33 protein-coding genes and 1 pseudogene are annotated in these 14,643 nt (G+C 40.1%); 4 read left to right on the top strand and 30 right to left on the bottom strand.

Annotated elements, in window-relative coordinates; all coding sequences use genetic code 11:
- Positions 1–22: 22 nt before the first annotated feature.
- The 27 genes from ABID29_RS08930 to ABID29_RS08800 all read right to left on the bottom strand — a co-directional run bounded on the left by ABID29_RS08930 (position 23) and on the right by ABID29_RS08800 (position 11,752).
- Positions 23–199: a hypothetical protein gene (locus tag ABID29_RS08930; RefSeq protein ID WP_354365809.1), complete on the bottom strand. Its 177-nt coding sequence runs from the start codon at positions 197–199 to the stop codon at positions 23–25.
- Positions 189–560: a YopX family protein gene (locus ABID29_RS08925; protein ID WP_354365808.1), complete on the bottom strand. Its 372-nt coding sequence runs from the start codon at positions 558–560 to the stop codon at positions 189–191. The genes ABID29_RS08930 and ABID29_RS08925 overlap by 11 nt, the downstream gene beginning before the upstream one ends.
- Complete coding sequence (locus ABID29_RS08920; protein ID WP_354365807.1) at positions 544–729, bottom strand: hypothetical protein; 186 nt, start codon at positions 727–729, stop codon at positions 544–546. The genes ABID29_RS08925 and ABID29_RS08920 overlap by 17 nt, the downstream gene beginning before the upstream one ends.
- Positions 729–1,001: a hypothetical protein gene (locus ABID29_RS08915; RefSeq protein ID WP_354365806.1), complete on the bottom strand. Its 273-nt coding sequence runs from the start codon at positions 999–1,001 to the stop codon at positions 729–731. Before ABID29_RS08915 ends, ABID29_RS08920 begins: the two co-directional genes overlap by 1 nt.
- A complete protein-coding gene (locus ABID29_RS08910) occupies positions 1,001–1,195 on the bottom strand; it encodes a hypothetical protein (protein ID WP_354365805.1) in 195 nt (64 codons plus the stop codon). The genes ABID29_RS08915 and ABID29_RS08910 overlap by 1 nt, the downstream gene beginning before the upstream one ends.
- Positions 1,196–1,206: 11 nt before the next feature.
- The gene (locus tag ABID29_RS08905; RefSeq protein ID WP_354365804.1) at positions 1,207–1,560 is read right to left on the bottom strand and encodes a hypothetical protein; all 354 of its coding nucleotides are present in this window, start codon (positions 1,558–1,560) and stop codon (positions 1,207–1,209) included.
- A 1-nt stretch (position 1,561) separates the two neighbouring features.
- Positions 1,562–2,107, bottom strand: coding sequence for a DUF1642 domain-containing protein (locus ABID29_RS08900; protein ID WP_354365803.1), 546 nt, complete (start codon positions 2,105–2,107; stop codon positions 1,562–1,564).
- Positions 2,104–2,262, bottom strand: coding sequence for a hypothetical protein (locus ABID29_RS08895; RefSeq protein ID WP_354365802.1), 159 nt, complete (start codon positions 2,260–2,262; stop codon positions 2,104–2,106). Before ABID29_RS08895 ends, ABID29_RS08900 begins: the two co-directional genes overlap by 4 nt.
- A 50-nt stretch (positions 2,263–2,312) precedes the next feature.
- On the bottom strand, positions 2,313–2,852 hold the full coding sequence (locus ABID29_RS08890; protein WP_354365801.1) for a MazG-like family protein: 540 nt from the start codon (positions 2,850–2,852) through the stop codon (positions 2,313–2,315).
- Entirely contained in the window at positions 2,853–4,040 is a 1,188-nt protein-coding gene (locus ABID29_RS08885) for a DNA cytosine methyltransferase (RefSeq protein WP_354365800.1), read from the bottom strand.
- Positions 4,041–4,285: 245 nt separating this feature from the next.
- Positions 4,286–4,795, bottom strand: coding sequence for a hypothetical protein (locus tag ABID29_RS08880; RefSeq protein ID WP_354365799.1), 510 nt, complete (start codon positions 4,793–4,795; stop codon positions 4,286–4,288).
- A 121-nt stretch (positions 4,796–4,916) separates the two neighbouring features.
- Positions 4,917–5,018, bottom strand: a complete 102-nt coding sequence (locus tag ABID29_RS08875) for an NUMOD4 domain-containing protein (RefSeq protein ID WP_354365798.1) — start codon at positions 5,016–5,018, stop codon at positions 4,917–4,919.
- Between the two features lie 10 nt (positions 5,019–5,028).
- Entirely contained in the window at positions 5,029–5,520 is a 492-nt protein-coding gene (gene ssb, locus ABID29_RS08870; RefSeq protein WP_354365797.1) for a single-stranded DNA-binding protein, read from the bottom strand.
- Positions 5,517–5,843: a hypothetical protein gene (locus tag ABID29_RS08865; protein ID WP_354365796.1), complete on the bottom strand. Its 327-nt coding sequence runs from the start codon at positions 5,841–5,843 to the stop codon at positions 5,517–5,519. The genes ssb and ABID29_RS08865 overlap by 4 nt, the downstream gene beginning before the upstream one ends.
- A complete protein-coding gene (locus ABID29_RS08860) occupies positions 5,833–6,885 on the bottom strand; it encodes a DUF1351 domain-containing protein (protein ID WP_354365795.1) in 1,053 nt (350 codons plus the stop codon). The genes ABID29_RS08865 and ABID29_RS08860 overlap by 11 nt, the downstream gene beginning before the upstream one ends.
- Before the next feature lie 9 nt (positions 6,886–6,894).
- Positions 6,895–7,674 carry a phage recombination protein Bet gene (bet, locus tag ABID29_RS08855; RefSeq protein WP_354365794.1) on the bottom strand — a complete coding sequence of 260 codons (780 nt, stop codon included), beginning with the start codon at positions 7,672–7,674 and terminating at the stop codon, positions 6,895–6,897.
- Positions 7,675–7,791: 117 nt separating this feature from the next.
- A complete protein-coding gene (locus ABID29_RS08850; protein WP_354365793.1) occupies positions 7,792–7,935 on the bottom strand; it encodes a hypothetical protein in 144 nt (47 codons plus the stop codon).
- A 10-nt stretch (positions 7,936–7,945) separates the two neighbouring features.
- Complete coding sequence (locus tag ABID29_RS08845) at positions 7,946–8,275, bottom strand: hypothetical protein (RefSeq protein WP_354365792.1); 330 nt, start codon at positions 8,273–8,275, stop codon at positions 7,946–7,948.
- A 10-nt stretch (positions 8,276–8,285) separates the two neighbouring features.
- Entirely contained in the window at positions 8,286–8,429 is a 144-nt protein-coding gene (locus ABID29_RS08840; RefSeq protein ID WP_354365791.1) for a hypothetical protein, read from the bottom strand.
- Between the two features lie 9 nt (positions 8,430–8,438).
- Positions 8,439–8,699: a hypothetical protein gene (locus ABID29_RS08835; protein WP_354365790.1), complete on the bottom strand. Its 261-nt coding sequence runs from the start codon at positions 8,697–8,699 to the stop codon at positions 8,439–8,441.
- A complete protein-coding gene (locus tag ABID29_RS08830) occupies positions 8,689–8,961 on the bottom strand; it encodes a hypothetical protein (RefSeq protein ID WP_354365789.1) in 273 nt (90 codons plus the stop codon). Before ABID29_RS08830 ends, ABID29_RS08835 begins: the two co-directional genes overlap by 11 nt.
- Before the next feature lie 211 nt (positions 8,962–9,172).
- On the bottom strand, positions 9,173–9,463 hold the full coding sequence (locus tag ABID29_RS08825) for a winged helix-turn-helix domain-containing protein (RefSeq protein ID WP_435533162.1): 291 nt from the start codon (positions 9,461–9,463) through the stop codon (positions 9,173–9,175).
- Positions 9,464–9,560: 97 nt separating this feature from the next.
- Positions 9,561–9,737: a BOW99_gp33 family protein gene (locus ABID29_RS08820; RefSeq protein ID WP_354365788.1), complete on the bottom strand. Its 177-nt coding sequence runs from the start codon at positions 9,735–9,737 to the stop codon at positions 9,561–9,563.
- 73 nt (positions 9,738–9,810) lie between these two features.
- Positions 9,811–10,272, bottom strand: a complete 462-nt coding sequence (locus ABID29_RS08815) for an ORF6C domain-containing protein (protein WP_354365787.1) — start codon at positions 10,270–10,272, stop codon at positions 9,811–9,813.
- Positions 10,269–11,162: a DUF3102 domain-containing protein gene (locus ABID29_RS08810; protein WP_354365786.1), complete on the bottom strand. Its 894-nt coding sequence runs from the start codon at positions 11,160–11,162 to the stop codon at positions 10,269–10,271. Before ABID29_RS08810 ends, ABID29_RS08815 begins: the two co-directional genes overlap by 4 nt.
- 16 nt (positions 11,163–11,178) lie before the next feature.
- Positions 11,179–11,427 (bottom strand): hypothetical protein, encoded by a 249-nt coding sequence (locus tag ABID29_RS08805; RefSeq protein WP_354365785.1) that lies wholly within the window; start codon positions 11,425–11,427, stop codon positions 11,179–11,181.
- 136 nt (positions 11,428–11,563) lie between these two features.
- Positions 11,564–11,752, bottom strand: a complete 189-nt coding sequence (locus ABID29_RS08800) for a helix-turn-helix domain-containing protein (RefSeq protein WP_354365784.1) — start codon at positions 11,750–11,752, stop codon at positions 11,564–11,566.
- A 114-nt stretch (positions 11,753–11,866) separates the two neighbouring features.
- Between ABID29_RS08800 and ABID29_RS08795 the strand changes: the two genes are divergently transcribed.
- Positions 11,867–12,085 (top strand): hypothetical protein, encoded by a 219-nt coding sequence (locus tag ABID29_RS08795; protein WP_354365783.1) that lies wholly within the window; start codon positions 11,867–11,869, stop codon positions 12,083–12,085.
- On the opposite strand, the gene ABID29_RS08790 is transcribed toward ABID29_RS08795, so the two are convergent.
- Both ABID29_RS08790 and ABID29_RS08785 read right to left on the bottom strand, forming a co-directional pair.
- Positions 12,067–12,210, bottom strand: a complete 144-nt coding sequence (locus ABID29_RS08790) for a hypothetical protein (protein WP_354365782.1) — start codon at positions 12,208–12,210, stop codon at positions 12,067–12,069. The genes ABID29_RS08795 and ABID29_RS08790 overlap by 19 nt on opposite strands.
- 17 nt (positions 12,211–12,227) lie before the next feature.
- Positions 12,228–12,455: an antitoxin gene (locus ABID29_RS08785; RefSeq protein WP_354365781.1), complete on the bottom strand. Its 228-nt coding sequence runs from the start codon at positions 12,453–12,455 to the stop codon at positions 12,228–12,230.
- A gap of 77 nt (positions 12,456–12,532) precedes the next feature.
- On the opposite strand from ABID29_RS08785, the gene ABID29_RS08780 reads away from it, so the two are divergent.
- Complete coding sequence (locus ABID29_RS08780) at positions 12,533–13,078, top strand: hypothetical protein (protein WP_354365780.1); 546 nt, start codon at positions 12,533–12,535, stop codon at positions 13,076–13,078.
- Positions 13,079–13,300: 222 nt separating this feature from the next.
- Here ABID29_RS08780 and ABID29_RS08775 read toward each other — a convergent pair whose 3' ends face one another.
- Positions 13,301–13,507, bottom strand: a complete 207-nt coding sequence (locus ABID29_RS08775; RefSeq protein WP_136020204.1) for a helix-turn-helix domain-containing protein — start codon at positions 13,505–13,507, stop codon at positions 13,301–13,303.
- Positions 13,508–13,689: 182 nt separating this feature from the next.
- On the opposite strand from ABID29_RS08775, the gene ABID29_RS08770 reads away from it, so the two are divergent.
- Positions 13,690–14,421: an XRE family transcriptional regulator gene (locus ABID29_RS08770; protein WP_354365779.1), complete on the top strand. Its 732-nt coding sequence runs from the start codon at positions 13,690–13,692 to the stop codon at positions 14,419–14,421.
- 13 nt (positions 14,422–14,434) lie between these two features.
- A pseudogene (locus ABID29_RS08765) lies at positions 14,435–14,643 on the top strand (hypothetical protein); the annotation flags it as partial.

Below are 14,643 nucleotides of genomic sequence, written 5' to 3'. Positions count from 1 at the left end.
CCTAGATGAGCTCTCAGCTCTCTTATTCTTTCTGGTACCACGCTTCTCCTCCTTTGTCTTTGTAGAGCTCCGTGATTAGCACATACTGCGTCTCTAGTCGCCTCTCCACCTTGCCTAATCTATCCACGGTATAGGCCAGTATCACGACCAGCAGGACGAGGGCAAAGTATAGGCAGTTAATGTGGTTTTTAAGGCTCATGCGGGACCTCCAACAAATGCGGGTGTTCGTAGATGTTGCCGATGACGGTCCAATCTTCGCTTTCCTCATACCAGAAGATAAGAGAAATCATCCCGTTTGTCGAACGTGCCCTAAAACTTGCTTGCAAATCGGATTTTTCGCAAATTAATATGGTGTCTGGTATATCTTTGTTTTTCAACAAATCCCCCTCAAAAATCTCCACGCCATTCTTGTCTTTGAGACTTGTTGATTGCATAAATGACCACCTTTCATCAGCTAGACATTCGTTTAAACTTTCATAGCCACAGTCTTGCCAATCAAAAAATACATCATTTACCATTTCTTCGTCAGCGTGATCCCACGCCCTATACTTCTGCATCATCTGCAACCTCCTTTAAAATATTGGCAAGAACGGCATGGCAAGCTAATAGTAGTTCAAACGTGCCGTCTGGATTAAAAACCATAGCTTCGTAATCATTTTCACAGCTATCAATTAAATCAGATAATTCTTCAATTAACCCTTTTATCTCTTTTATCTCTTTTTTATCCATCACTCCACCTCCTCGTAGGTCTTCTCGAAAATTTCTGGTTTAACAGGATATACTTCACCAGCAATGCCTTTTACAAGGTAATCACCTTTGTTAGCCTTCATCTCACCTTCAAGAGTATCGATGAGTAAAATGTCTTCATCATCGTCATCTACATAAGCTGATACCCCTCCAAGGAACATATAAAGATTGATGTCAGTAATGCCGTCAAGCATTTCAGCTCCTAACCACCTAAACACATCAACCTCAACAGGTTTCTTTCTATATTTAACCATCACACCACCTCCCTTACAGGTTCTACAAATTGCCAGGCCCATGGAAAAAATTTATTTATTTCATACTCCGTTAATCTATTGGTATATCCTCTCAGGCCATTACCGCTGTGAAAAAGATATTTACCAGTGCGAATATTTTTATGCAAGATATTGCTTTTAGCATTGGGTACCTCAACGGTATAATATTTAGTCATTACTCCACCTCCTACTCTCTATAACTGTCATAAATTTCAATGCAAGGTATGTCTTTGTTGTTTGGTGCTGCTGTCAAAACAAGTTCTTCCCCACACTCTAATCTGAAGTTTTCTAGTTCTTCCAGAGTGTTTATGTCTATAAAATACCCTTCTGATTCAAGTGGAAATTCCCTTTGAATATGGCTGTTTACCTCTTTATGGTTTATTCCTTTAGATAGCCATTTACCTTCCCACTTACCAAATCTATCATCAAACTCACTAAAAGTTTTTGCAGTCCTGACCTCAACTTTAGTATACTTTTTAAGAGTCGCCTTATCAGTATACCTATCAACAGGACCACTTGTTGCGGTTAGTAAAAATTCCATATTATTCCACCTCCTTCGCAAATCCATCACTCCAAGCCCATTCAAAGTCCTTGCGGATTTCGGATTCGGTGAACTTTTTTGCATATTTAATATGACCAGTGGTTGCCAAATCACTAGAGCCAGGATACAATTCCTTGTTTATATCCCTCAAATAAATATTTAGACCTACCTTTTCTCCAAGGTTGATAACATATAGCTTTTCCTGCTCTACCTCAACCGCAGACGGTCCATTGACAATGAGGTTAGCTAAAGCCAGCTCACGTTGCTTGTTTACCTCGTTGGGATTGTCATACAACCACTCCGCCAATTTTTCTCCATCCGGGAACTCCTCTAAGAATCCAGAATCGTAGAAGTCACCAAACCACTCGTCAAAACCAGTAAGCGTGTCCTTGTAATGTTCGTAATAGTCAATAGCTACCTTCGGCACCTTGGGTTTTTGGGGTTCGTCAATGTTCTCAATGCAGTATATAGCCCATCCCTTTTCAACCAATCCTCCTGATAGCGATGTATCATTTTTGATTTTCTCAATCGCTTCCTGCTTATTCATCCGTTTCCTCCAAAATTTACATAATAAAACTTACTATGACTGCCGTAGTCAATGACCAACTCACCATTTTTATGCCAAAATCGGTAATAGGGAGAGGCAAAACGGTCATTGGCCTTGACATGCTCGTTGATAATGTCAAAAGCTTCTTTTTGCATCTTACACTGTCCAATTAACTCTCTGGACTCTTTGTTCCCGTGGTATATTTTTAGCATTGGGATTTCTCCAATTTTTCTAAAGGTACCCATTGATATCCTGGGTATTTTTTAGCTTCTTCTTCGGTGCACTTGTACGCATTTTCTGTGCCCCAACCTAGGACTTCCCATCCCTCAAAGCCTTCAACCTCTGAATTTTGCAGATATTGCACGCCTAGGTCTCCTATTTTGGGCAAAATCCTTCTTTGGGCAAGTACGCCTAATTTCGTCTCCTCCAAATCCTCGCTCTTAACATAGGTCCCGTTAACCATCTGACCGCTGCGGTTTTTAATCTCGTTATAGGCTTCTTCCAGACACTCAACAGTGTCAAGACCTAATTGCTGGGCTAAGACGATAATAGTCACCAAGCTATCACCAACAGCGTCCTTAATTGCGTGGTCTGGATTCTCAAACTTGCCAGGCTTCAAAAGCACATCTCGGATTTCTCCGACCTCCTCCGTGACCCGCATCCATTGGATCTTCGGGTCTGCTTGGTGCAGACCACGTTCTTCGGACCATGCCTCGATTTTTTTAGTTAGTTCTTCGTAGTTCATTTAGTTCTCCAATCTTTTAGCTATCGCCTCAATCACGTTAACCGTGACCGAGTTGCCAGCCTGCTTATAGAGCTGGCTATTTGAATTTACTGCCTGGGCTCTGTCAAAAGCCCAATCTGGGAAGCCTTGTAGTCGCCAACACTCCCGAGGGGTCGGTTTGCGAATGCGAAACTCTTGTTGAATGCCGAATGTGTCTGCTTTGGTATTCCCTTGATGTCCACTAGCTGTCAAAGTGCCTACTATGTCCTTTTGAGATTTGTTGTACAAATCGTAGACAACAACGCCCTGCTCCTCGCCCGTCAACAACGTGTTAGCTACTTGCTTACCTACACGCCCTCGTCTAGTCGTTGAGTTAGGATGCGATAGATTAACACTATCACCAAGTCCCGCTTCGGCATAGCCTTTGGTGGTAGCTTCTTTAATCCTTAAAAGATTATTTTCCTGGTAACTATTCTTAGTCACTGTCGGGGCAATGTCGTGTTCGCCGCCCTTATTAAATCCACGGCCACGTTGGATAATTTTTAGCTCTTTCTGCGGCTCCCGACCTTCAACAACATACGATCCGATGTCTTGGTTGGCTGGGTATCTAGCTGTAAGGGTACTGGCAACAGACTCTTGTCCTTCAAACTTATCAACTTCTCGACCATCTTGTCCGAAAGGAAATATCTCTCGTCCACCCGCTCCTCTAAGATGTCCGATAATAAACACCCGCTCTCGGTTCTGGGGGACTCCAAAATTCTTGCTGTTGAACACTTGCCATTCCGCATCATACCCCAATTCATCCAACATTCTGATGATGGTCTCGAATGTATCTCCGCTGTTGTGGTTGAGCAATCCTGTGACATTCTCAAGGAATAGATACTTAGGTCTGAGAATAGATGCGAACCGAGCAATCTCAAAGAAGAGAGTCCCTCTAGTATCTTCGAATCCTGCTCGCTTTCCAGCAATGCTGAAAGCCTGGCACGGAAATCCTCCGCAGATAACGTCCACACGGCCGATTCCTCGAACAGCGTCATCTGGGACTGTTGTAATGTCATGTAATTCAATCTCTCCTTCCGTATCATGTATTGCTTTATAGCTCTTTCTGGCAAACGGGTCAATCTCGCAAAAGCCAACGCAGGTATGCCCTGCTGCTTCCATGCCGAGACGAAAACCACCTATGCCGGCGAATAGGTCTAGGAATTTCATCCAAGCTCCAATCTCTCTCGTATTTTATCTATCAACGCCTCATCAGGCATATAATCTAACTTCCTCATACGCTTAACAATCCTTAGATTTATCTCCAGGACCTCTGACAGCTCCTGGTCACTCAGCGCTGAATCACTGACCATCCTACAGTAGTCCAGAGACGTTAAGCTATGACTAGTCTCTAATTTTCTTAGCTGCGCATGTTTGCGCCTCAGTCCTCTACGTTTGGGCAATTATCTACTCCCTTAGTTTCTATGACTTTCTAAGTCCCCAAACTCTTTACCCAAGTTAACAAAATATGAGCCAATCAGAATGGCATCAGCCTCATCATCTTTAACTTGCTTGTCAAATTCCATAGATACGGTATTGACAGCCTGCCGTTTCATTGATTTCTTGCTGCGGTCTTTATAACTAAATTTCCAATATTTTCTCCATGTAGATACGTTGACAAAGTACACTTCTTCGGATAAAAGCCGACCTAAGATAATCCCTGTAGCAATCCCTATCTTGATTGACGACTGTTGATTTGGTCCCATGACCGTATTTTGTTCAATGACAATATCCTCAAAAGGTTTGTTGCGTTCCTGGATCGTCCTCAATTGGATCACCTTGAGCTCACTAGCCATGGCTTTAGCGCGCTCATAGAAAGATTTTTGTTTAGGCTTACTAACTCCGCTCTGGATTAGAATTGAGCCATCAAAGACAGCCCAACCCGTTCCAGTTGTAGAGACATCAAGAGATAATGTCAAACTCATTGCAATTCTCCTAAAAATCCACAAATATCAAAGAGATTTTCCTTATTCTCAATCTCAATAGATGTTTTAGGTACGTTAATTTTTGTTAGCATGTTGTTTCTCCTATCGTTTTGTAAAAATTTCATAATCTGATAACGTTTGGCCGCTGAGTTCTCACTCTGCCCAGACTCGAAACTTCATAAATACCCTCATAGCCAGATATGTCTTTCCAAATTTCAGTCATATCTCACTCCTTAAAATGGTAAATCTGAGTCGTCAATGTCCATAGGGGTTGAGTTGCCAAATGGGGACTGATAGCCTCCTGATGAGCCACCTCCAAACTCAGACTGTGGAGAACCGCCAGGATAGAAATTGCCACTGTTTGAGTTATTTCCATTTTGGAACGAGCTACCTTGCTCTTGGTGATTACGACTTTCTAACATCTGGAACTGTTCAGCAATAACCTCTGTGACATAAACCCTCTGCCCCTGCTGATTTTCATAGTTACGTGTTTGAATTGTACCTGTAATACCAATCAATGAGCCTTTTTTAGCCCAATTGGCAAGATTTTCCGCTGATTGTCTCCAAATAACACAATTGATAAAGTCTGCCTCTCGCTCTCCTGCCTCATTCTTAAATGGACGATTGACTGCCAAGGTAAAGGTCGCCACTGCCACATTAGAGGGCGTGTACCTGAGCTCTGCGTCCTTAGTCAATCTTCCAACCAGTACAACATTGTTAATCATCTTTTGTCTTCTCCCTTTGGATTTTTCCACCAATCAAGCAGGTCTGCCTGATAGTCGTTTAAGTATTGTTCAAATATTTCAAATTGACGGATAGCCCACCGTAGGCGGTGCATATCCTCTCCACTCCTTGAGCAGTAGCCGCACACTTTGAAAACTGGTTCTATAATCTTGATAGTTTCTTGAACTTGTCTATCAATATTCCAAGCGTAATCTTTGCCTAAGGTGAGGTCTAAGATGAACTCATCTCCTAGGTTGTGGATAACCTGCAAGCGTTGGCCGTCTGAGTAGATAGCCACGCTGTCTGAAACATGTCTAATTTCCACGGCGCTTCACCGTCCCAACTTTAAGATTATCTTTGAGTTCTTCCTGTTTGAGGGGTTCAATCCAACCAAACTCAGGAACCCAATAATTTTTTTGATGTTCAAAGCCAGCTGCTGCTAAAGTTGCTTTGAAACGGTCTTTTTCTTCAACTGTCTTAAAGAATACTGTCAGACCCATTTTGATATTGTATTTGTCAGGCTCATTTTCAGCCCCTGTGAGCGTTTCTTGGTCAGGGTGGGTAATTTGCCCTCCGTCTAAAATCTCGCCAGTCTCTGGGTCAATTTGGGGCAAATCCTGACGATTTTGAGCCCGTTCCTGTTCCTTAGCTCGTTGAGCTGCTAAAAGTTGCTCTCTTTCTTCCTCAGCTTTCCGCATTTCTGCCTTTTGCTTCTCAAAGAGATAGTCAGACTTAATCTGTTCTAGCACCTCTACAAGAGTCATCACTTCCAGCATACGGATGTAAGGCTGGTCAGTCATACCATACTCAGCACACTGTCCAGAGATTGCAGCCTTAGCCTTTTCTTTCTCTTGTTGATTTTGATATTCAAACGTAACCATGTCCTCAAGAGATTTCATAGTGACTTTTTTAAGGGTGACGCCATCTGCCATAAAATCAGAGGCTTTAATATAATCTAGGGCTTTCTCATCAAAAAGCCTAGGGTCTAGCATATACTCAGCCGCCTTATTGGCTAGATAGCTCTTAACAGTATCCAGGCGGACAGCTTTCTGATGTTCCTCAAACTCTTTGACATCTTGAGCGATTTTTTCAATAACCTTGTCCATTGGCTCGCTGGTCTCTTTGATATATTTGTCAAACTCATCAGCAGATTGTGACAGTTCGCGCTTAATCTTGATACGCTCATCAGAAATCTGTTTCTTGAGTTTGCGTAGGTCAGCTAGAACTTGCTTATCTTCTTTGATAGTTGCAGCCGTGACTGTATAATTTTCATACTTAGCTACAACTTCATTGATACCCTGTTCAAACTTCTCACGGTCAATGATTTCAACCTGTGCCTGTGTTACTTTTGCTTGTAATTCTTGCATATTGTCCTCCTAGTATTCTAACTCTTCATCAAACAGCTCTCCTTGTTCCTCAAGGTAGTCGGGAACCTCATCAGCTGGATAGCTAGTATCTACTGGTTTGGCCTGTTTTCTAGTCTGCTCTTGCTTCATCTGCTCAATTTGTGCCATTTTGCGTGCCACAACTTCCTCACGGCTCTCAATAGGTTCTGCTTGCTTGATACGGTCAAAGGTTTCACCGCCATCATCTTCCGTGTACATGTTGCCCAAATCCTCAGGGAAAGCCTCACGTAGAGCATTAACTAGAGCCGTTTTCCTAATCATGGTAGCTGGCATTGAGTTCCAAGTGCTTTTACCCTTGTTGTACTCAGCAAGTGACAGATAGATTTCAACTGGCACCTTGAAATTTTTTCGGTACACTCTAGCCCAACCGCCAACCAGTTTATCTGTTGGTAAGATTAGTGAGCCTTTCCGTTCGGTTTGGATACCATTTTCATCTATAACAACAACACCAGCCTCAAAACCCTCATAATTTGGACTTTGTGCTGCACGTTTAAGAAAAGCCTCTTTAGAGACAATCAGACTGAACTCAACAGCGCCTGTCTTATTGTTTTTGTAAGCTACAATATAGACCTCATTAGCCAAAGGGTTCAGATTGCGCCCCTTGATAAGTGACAAGGCTTGTCCTACTTGTTTTTCAGATAATAAATTTTGTGGGTCAAAAAATCTTTTGATGTCCTGTGGTGTCCAAACACTGGTATCAATAGCAATGTCACGCTTTGCTTGTTGTGTCGATAATTGATTATTAGTCATCTTCTTCTCCTTTTGTTTTATATACCCCTTTTTCTCAAATTAACGAGGGTATTTCGCATTTTTTTGTTTGATTTGATAATTTATATTACCGTTCCTTAAAATCGCTGAGAGACGATTTTAGAGCCGTTCTCTGACCAGCAAGTCATCCATCCAACTATCATAGGCCTCATCTTCGTCATAAAATTCTTCATGAGGGTAATAGTCTGGCTCAGTCGCTAACCAAGTATCATAGTCAAAAGTCCCAAATAGTCCCCTGTCCATATCCTGCCTCCTAAGCATATCCTGCCGTCTTAGCAAATACAGTCCATTCACCACGTTTGCTATGCCCGCAGGCATATATTACGCCAGACAGTGCACTCGTATCGACAAAATACATATTGGTTCCCCGACCGATCCGTTCTTTGTATTTGTTGTACATTTCTGCCAAGGTAGGTGTTTCGCAATCATGAAATGTCTCTAGCTGTATAAGGTTCCCCATTGTGATATCACCGTAAAGCAAATTACCAACTTCCACAAATATTTTTTTATCTCCATCTACAACACTTCCTAGAGTTACTGGGTTGTAACCGCACGGAATCCCTACATATTTGATTTTATCCATGTTACACCTCCTAAGCTGCATACTTTCTACCAAGCTCTCTGACAAGACGGATATACCCAACCCTATCAACTAAGCCTGTATCAAGTAGCTTTTCTTTCTCTCTTGCCGTGGCGCGTTGCCGGACTAGAGTTTCACGCTGTCTAAGTTTCTTCATAGCGTCCTCCTACCCTGCTTGGTTCTCATAGACATCAATCAGACGACTTTGACTAGCTACCATGTCAGCTAGTCGTTGACGGTCACGGCCAAGCTCCATATTTTCCTTAGAGAGTTCTTGTAGTACCTTGTTTTTTTGTCCAATAATCTCTTCCAATGCACGGATTTTAGACTGGAGAGCTCTTATCTCAATCAAGTTATTAGTTGAAGATGTTTGTTCAGTTAATTCCCACTCATCAAAACCAAAGATTTTTTTTAGTTTATTCAGCATTACTCTTCTCCCTTGTTTTTTCAACCATTTTATTCATTGCGTCAGTCGCTGACATCCCACTCAAGATGTCTTTGATAGCGTGACTAATTTCATGGCTCAGCAGAGCTTTTTCTTTAGCCAACTTGTCATCTGGAAGAACCCCTAAATCCATCAAAACTAAGGCAGTTGTGCTAGTGTGATGTATCGTTTCTCGGAATTTATCAATTTCCTCAATTACAGTAGTTTCTTCTTTGCTGATGTCTTCTATAAATTTTCGAAACATGTTTTTCCCCTGTGGATAACTTTAGTTATCCCTTTCTTTATTCAATGAGTATGATTTGTTTTAAGTTAGTATTTATTTAGTAGTTGATACTTGTTGTAGGTTAATATTTGTTAGTGCTCATTTTTTTACATCTAAAATTTACACATCTAAAATTTACACATCTAAAATTTTGGGAACTGTAAAACTTAAAATGTGTGGAAACTGTGGATAACTATTGATTTGCAATCTTATCAAAAGGTATATCCCCGAATTCCTCATTTTCAGCAATCCTCTGCTTAATGATAGATAACTGAAAATCTGTAAATCTTACATCAGATACAAACCTTAGGATTTTAGTGCCTTTTGGTTTACCACGACTAAACTTAAATGTTTTCATATATCCCAAATGCTCTAATTTTTTAAAATGTCTATCTACAGTATTTCTACTAATATTCAGACGCCTTGCAATTTCCTCAGGATATATTTCCCAATCGCTTTTATTGCTAAGTAAAACTGCTAGAATACCTATTGTGGCTGGCTCTAGTTCGCTATCCTGTAAAAAGGCGTTGTTAATTGCTGTATAATTTTCGTGAGGATTTCTGAAAGATATAGTCCACTGATTACGCTCCTTTCCGTAGTTCCTGCTTGTGCATTCCTAGGATAATGTCATAGTAGGCATGACCTGCTGGAATGACATAGCCCTCAGTGTCAAATTCTATCCATTGCTCCACACCATCCACAATTACCTTGCGTAGGTTGGTTATTTTGGGTGACCATTTCTTTTTTTCTTGTCTCATGTTAAAATACCTTTGTAATATATTTACACAGCGCCTCAATGGAACTGCCATTCCTGAGGTGCTTTTTTTGTACTCATTTAACCAATTCCAACTCAACCTGGTTGTTAAGTTGATTGATTTTCCTTTTAGTGTTGGTACAGGGCTCCCAGCCTTCAATATACTCACGTGCTTCAGCAAGTTTCCCTTTTGGTAGCTCAGCATAGCTATTGATATCAAAGGCTGCCTTATAGTCCAACTCCATTTCCTTAAACACACTTCGGGAAAACTTATGCTTTGTTCCGTCCTCTTCAAATTCAATATGCTTGTAGGCTTTTGAATTTCTACCACCTAACCACTCCATGACCTTTGCTTTACGTTGTTTAGTAAGGCGATTGTTCAAAGCTGGGTGAATTGGTGCTGTGTCCTCAATATTAGTCACACGGCTTTCCAACATATTGACACGCTCTTTCTCTTCTTTTTGAGTTTGAAGAATATTGATCATGATGTCTTCCTGTGACATGGGTTGATTTGGGGTTAATTGTTGTAGTTCATTCATAAGATGTCTCCTTCAATAATTTCTGCGTCATTTTCTTTCAACATTTTATTGACTTGTTGTGTCAGATAGTTAAGTCCATCAGCAAGCATTTCAAATTCATTTTTTAGCCTAGCGTCTGTTTTTAACCACTTACGCTCACTAACCAATGTAATTCCGCCAAGACTAGTCAGTAGCTCATTTCCTTTCCTTAGATAAGTCAGCATGTGGTTGTAGTCGCCAATTTTCGCTTGAGCCTCATTGAGTCTGCCCTCTGATTGCCTGATAGCTTCAGTTAGTTCATCATATCTAGCTGATTTCTCATCAACTTCAGCACGTTTGTCATACAGATCCTTGATTTGTTTTTCAAGAAAAGCATTTCTTTCTGCATGAGCTTTGTTGCTTTCCATCAATTCTTGACTTAGATTGATAGCCTCGTTGTAGTCAGCTGGAACAACTTCTTTAATAATTTCTTTGTATTGAACACCCTTCTGCTTCAAGGTCATATTTTCTTGTTTCAATAGTTCATTAGCTTGGTCTTTTAATTTCAGCTTACGCTTGACCTCTTGTAGCTCTCTAACCGTTGGGCTGTCACCTTGCTCAATCCGTTTAAGTTGTTCTGCCTTGTCTTCGTCAGGCAGGGTGGCAATTAGATAGAGGGTTGTACTTCCAAAATCTGACAACGTTGTCACATTTGGAAGTTTTTTTGCAACTGTCATCATACGGTTAGCTTCCCTGTATTGAATACCAATATGCTCAAGCCATTGTCCAAACTGCCCATGCGCCAAATCATGTTCTTTAACATGGTTCAACCGCCTGCCAATCTCCCAAATGGACTGCCCTGCAATCTGCTTATGGTGATTGATTTCTAACTCAATCTGAGCTAGGTTATTTGGTAAGGTTAATTCGTTCATCTGTCTCCTTTCTAAATCAGACAACTTTCCAAATCTTGCAAATAGAGGTAAGTTCACCATCCAGAATTGTTGCTCGCCATCTATTGTAATAGATACCATCTGGTTCATACCCAGCTGATTTCAAATAGGACACGGCTTCTTCTTTAGTGGAAAATGACTCAGCCTTTAAGTCTGTTTCTCCTGCCGGGCAGAAATCTGTGCCAATCATACCAAAACACTCGCTCTGTTTATCGTTGTTGATAATGTAGATTGAGATGACATACATTTCTCAAACTCCTTTCTAATCCATGACTAACCCCTGCTGGTCTTCCTTTCTTTGACATGTGAAATCCTTTCTAAAACGTGGTATAATCTAAGTAAGTAATTTTTAGTTAGCCACTGTTCCCGCAGTGGTTTTTTTGTTACCTAAATTCGTCTAGGCTAACATCTAAAGCGTCAGCGATTTTGACCACTGTGCTAAATTTTAAATCTTGGACTTGGCCATTTTTTAAGTGCCCGATACCAGATTCACTGACCTTTGCTTCTCTTGCCAGTCTGTAAATACTCCAACCCTTTTCTTTGAGCTGTTTTTCAATCGCCTTCCACAACATCTTGTACCTCCTTGTTGTTTTTGATTGATTTACACACTATATTTTGATATAGTTTGTTTATGGATAAAACTCTCACAATTTATTCATAAAAACCACGGAAAGGAGGAAAATGATATGGGTAAATTAAGCCCAAAACCTCAGCCTATTAAAAAATATTCTTGGGAAGATTTAAACGCATATCTTAATATGATTTTTACCTCTCAACACGACCATCCAAGAGCATCAATTAATTACCATAATTATAATATGTCAAAGAATGACATAATTGTAGAAGCTGAAAAATCAGGCTATAAGGTTACTGATGAAGGAAATGGTTATCTGACCTTTGAATAATGTAACTCACCTGCAAGTTGCGACATGCTTGTTTCACAAACGGCAACTCTATTAATTAACTCTGCAACCTGCTGTTTAGTAGGTTGCTTTTTAATGCCGCTATATGGCCAACGTTTCGGTCTCATCTTTGCTCCTTTCTAGGTTACTTGTCATCTTCCAAGACTAAGCGTTTGGTTGTGATAGTCACTTCTTCAATCCGTGCCCGTCTCAAGCCCTCGCTGATGAAATAATCAACGATAGCACTACGGCTCATCCCTGTACCAAGTGACAAGCTGTCAACCTCGTCATAATTTTCACGACTGATAACCACTGTGGGGCGGTTGTTTCCTTTTTGACCTGTGGAAGGTCGTCCGTATTTTTGTTTTGTCATAGGGTCTCCTTACTACCAGTAGATTTGTTGTTGCTTTTTTGTGATATAATAAAAAATAAATGACTGGAGAAAAAAACATGTTTTACTACATTATCCTTCTGTTAGCAATCATTATTTTCTGTTACTTAGAATACGCTGATAAAAAATCAGACTGCAAGCAAGCTAAAGAGCTTAGTGAACAATTTGACGCATGGATAGAATCCCAAGCAACAACTACTAAACCGAGCAACGCCGTATTCACAAAATTGTACAAAAAACGTTATGGTAAAGAAGAGTTTGCTCAAAACATCGTTCAGAGAAAAGCGAATATTATCGCTACCAACCAAGTAGATGTGGTCGCTAGCTTCCCAAGCCTTAACCAAAACATTTTAGGTGCTCAAATCGGAATTGTAGATAACTTAGAATCCTACTATGAACTGCAATTTGAAGAAGTGAAATCTTTAAAATATTTCATCCACTTTATCTTATCCCTCCCGCTTCAACTCTTGAAATACATAGGAATAGACGAAGAGAAAAGTTCAAGCAAGCTAATCCAAGTCATTATTTGGGTTGTTGGGCTTTTCCTCCCACCCCTCAAGGACTTGTTGATTGATTTTATTCGCTTTATTAGCCTCCCGAAATAACGTGAGGTCAACAAACCAATCACGAATACTATAAATCAACAAAACTGTCATGATAAACTTGATAAGTATCCAATCCCAAAATGGAGTAATCAAGTGAAAAATCAACAGGATAACCGCCCAAATAATCAAGGCTGCTAAATCTTCCGCCAATTCTTCGATAGTGTCATGTCTCAATAGCTGGTCTCCTTTCTAACACGATTTTTCGTGTTTTTTGTTTTAAAATTAAGCAGTTTCAACTGCTTTACTAAAAAGATATTCCAAATCGTATTCTGGGAAAAATTTTCGTTGTAAAGAAAGAGCTTCGGTAAATTTAAAATCATAAGTTCCATTGATTTTATCGCTTATCGTCTGAGCTCTTACACCAAGAAAATCAGCCATATCTACGATTGCCACACCTTTTTCTTTCCGTGCTTTATCAATATTTAACATACTACTCCTTTCTAACACGATTTTTCGTGTTTTTTTGTTTTAAAATTAAGCTCATCTGAGCTTGATATAAGTTTATTACATTTTTTCGTGTTTGTCAACACCGAAATTCATGTTTTTTGTGTTTTTTTTGATAGACAAACGAAAAATCGTGTGTTATAATGAGAATCAGAAAGGGAACAACTATGAATGAAGAAGATTTGAAACAACTTATCCTGTCTCGTTATAGTTCTGTAAAGTCTTTTGCGGAAGATAACGATATGCCTTATTCAACTGTTCGCTCAATATTAGAGCGTGGGATAATGAACGCCAACGTTGAGAACGCTATAAAAATTTGTTCAGCTTTAGGTATTAGACCTGAAATATTCTCCCCGTTGCTAGATACAAATAAAGAGAACCCCCAAATCCTCTCCATCTATAACAAGCTGGAAGAAGACCGACAGGAAAAAGTCCTTGACTTTGCTCAGGGACAACTAGAAGAGCAAGAAAGCTCTAAGGTTACTTCTATCTTTGACAAATTCAAAGATGATGAGAATTATATTACTGATTATGTTGAGGGACTGGTTGCTGCTGGTCGTGGTATTTTCCAAGATGACAATTTACATATGGAGGTGAGACTACGTGCAAATGATGTCCCTGAGAGCTACGATACTATAGCTAAGGTTGCTGGTGACTCTATGGAGCCCTTGATAGAAGATAACGACCTACTCTTTATCAAGGTTACTAGTCAGGTAGACATCAATGGTATTGGTATCTTTCAGGTAAACGGTAAAAACTTTGTTAAAAAGCTCAAGCGTGACTATAATGGTGCTTGGTACCTACAAAGCCTGAATAACAGCTACGAGGAAATCTATTTGACAGGAGATGATGACATTCGTACTATCGGTGAAGTAGTTGATATTTATAGAGAGAATTAAAAAAGAGGTTATTATGGAATTTATTACAAATGTTTTAGCTTTAGCAGTTGTTTTAGGTGGTTTTGGTATTTGGTGGTTTATTAAGAAACAACCAAATGCTAAAAATAGAAATTTTTCAATTATGTTTACAATTGTATGCTTTATGCTCTTTGGGATACTTAACCCAAATAAAGAATCTGAAGAAGCGCAGAATAATACTAGTACGACTACCAACACGACCAT

It is taken from the genome of Streptococcus rupicaprae (assembly GCF_040545225.1).
GTDB lineage: Bacteria > Bacillota > Bacilli > Lactobacillales > Streptococcaceae > Streptococcus > Streptococcus rupicaprae.
Note: the sequence above shows the minus strand (reverse complement) of the source record. Positions and strands in the feature narration are given on the sequence as shown.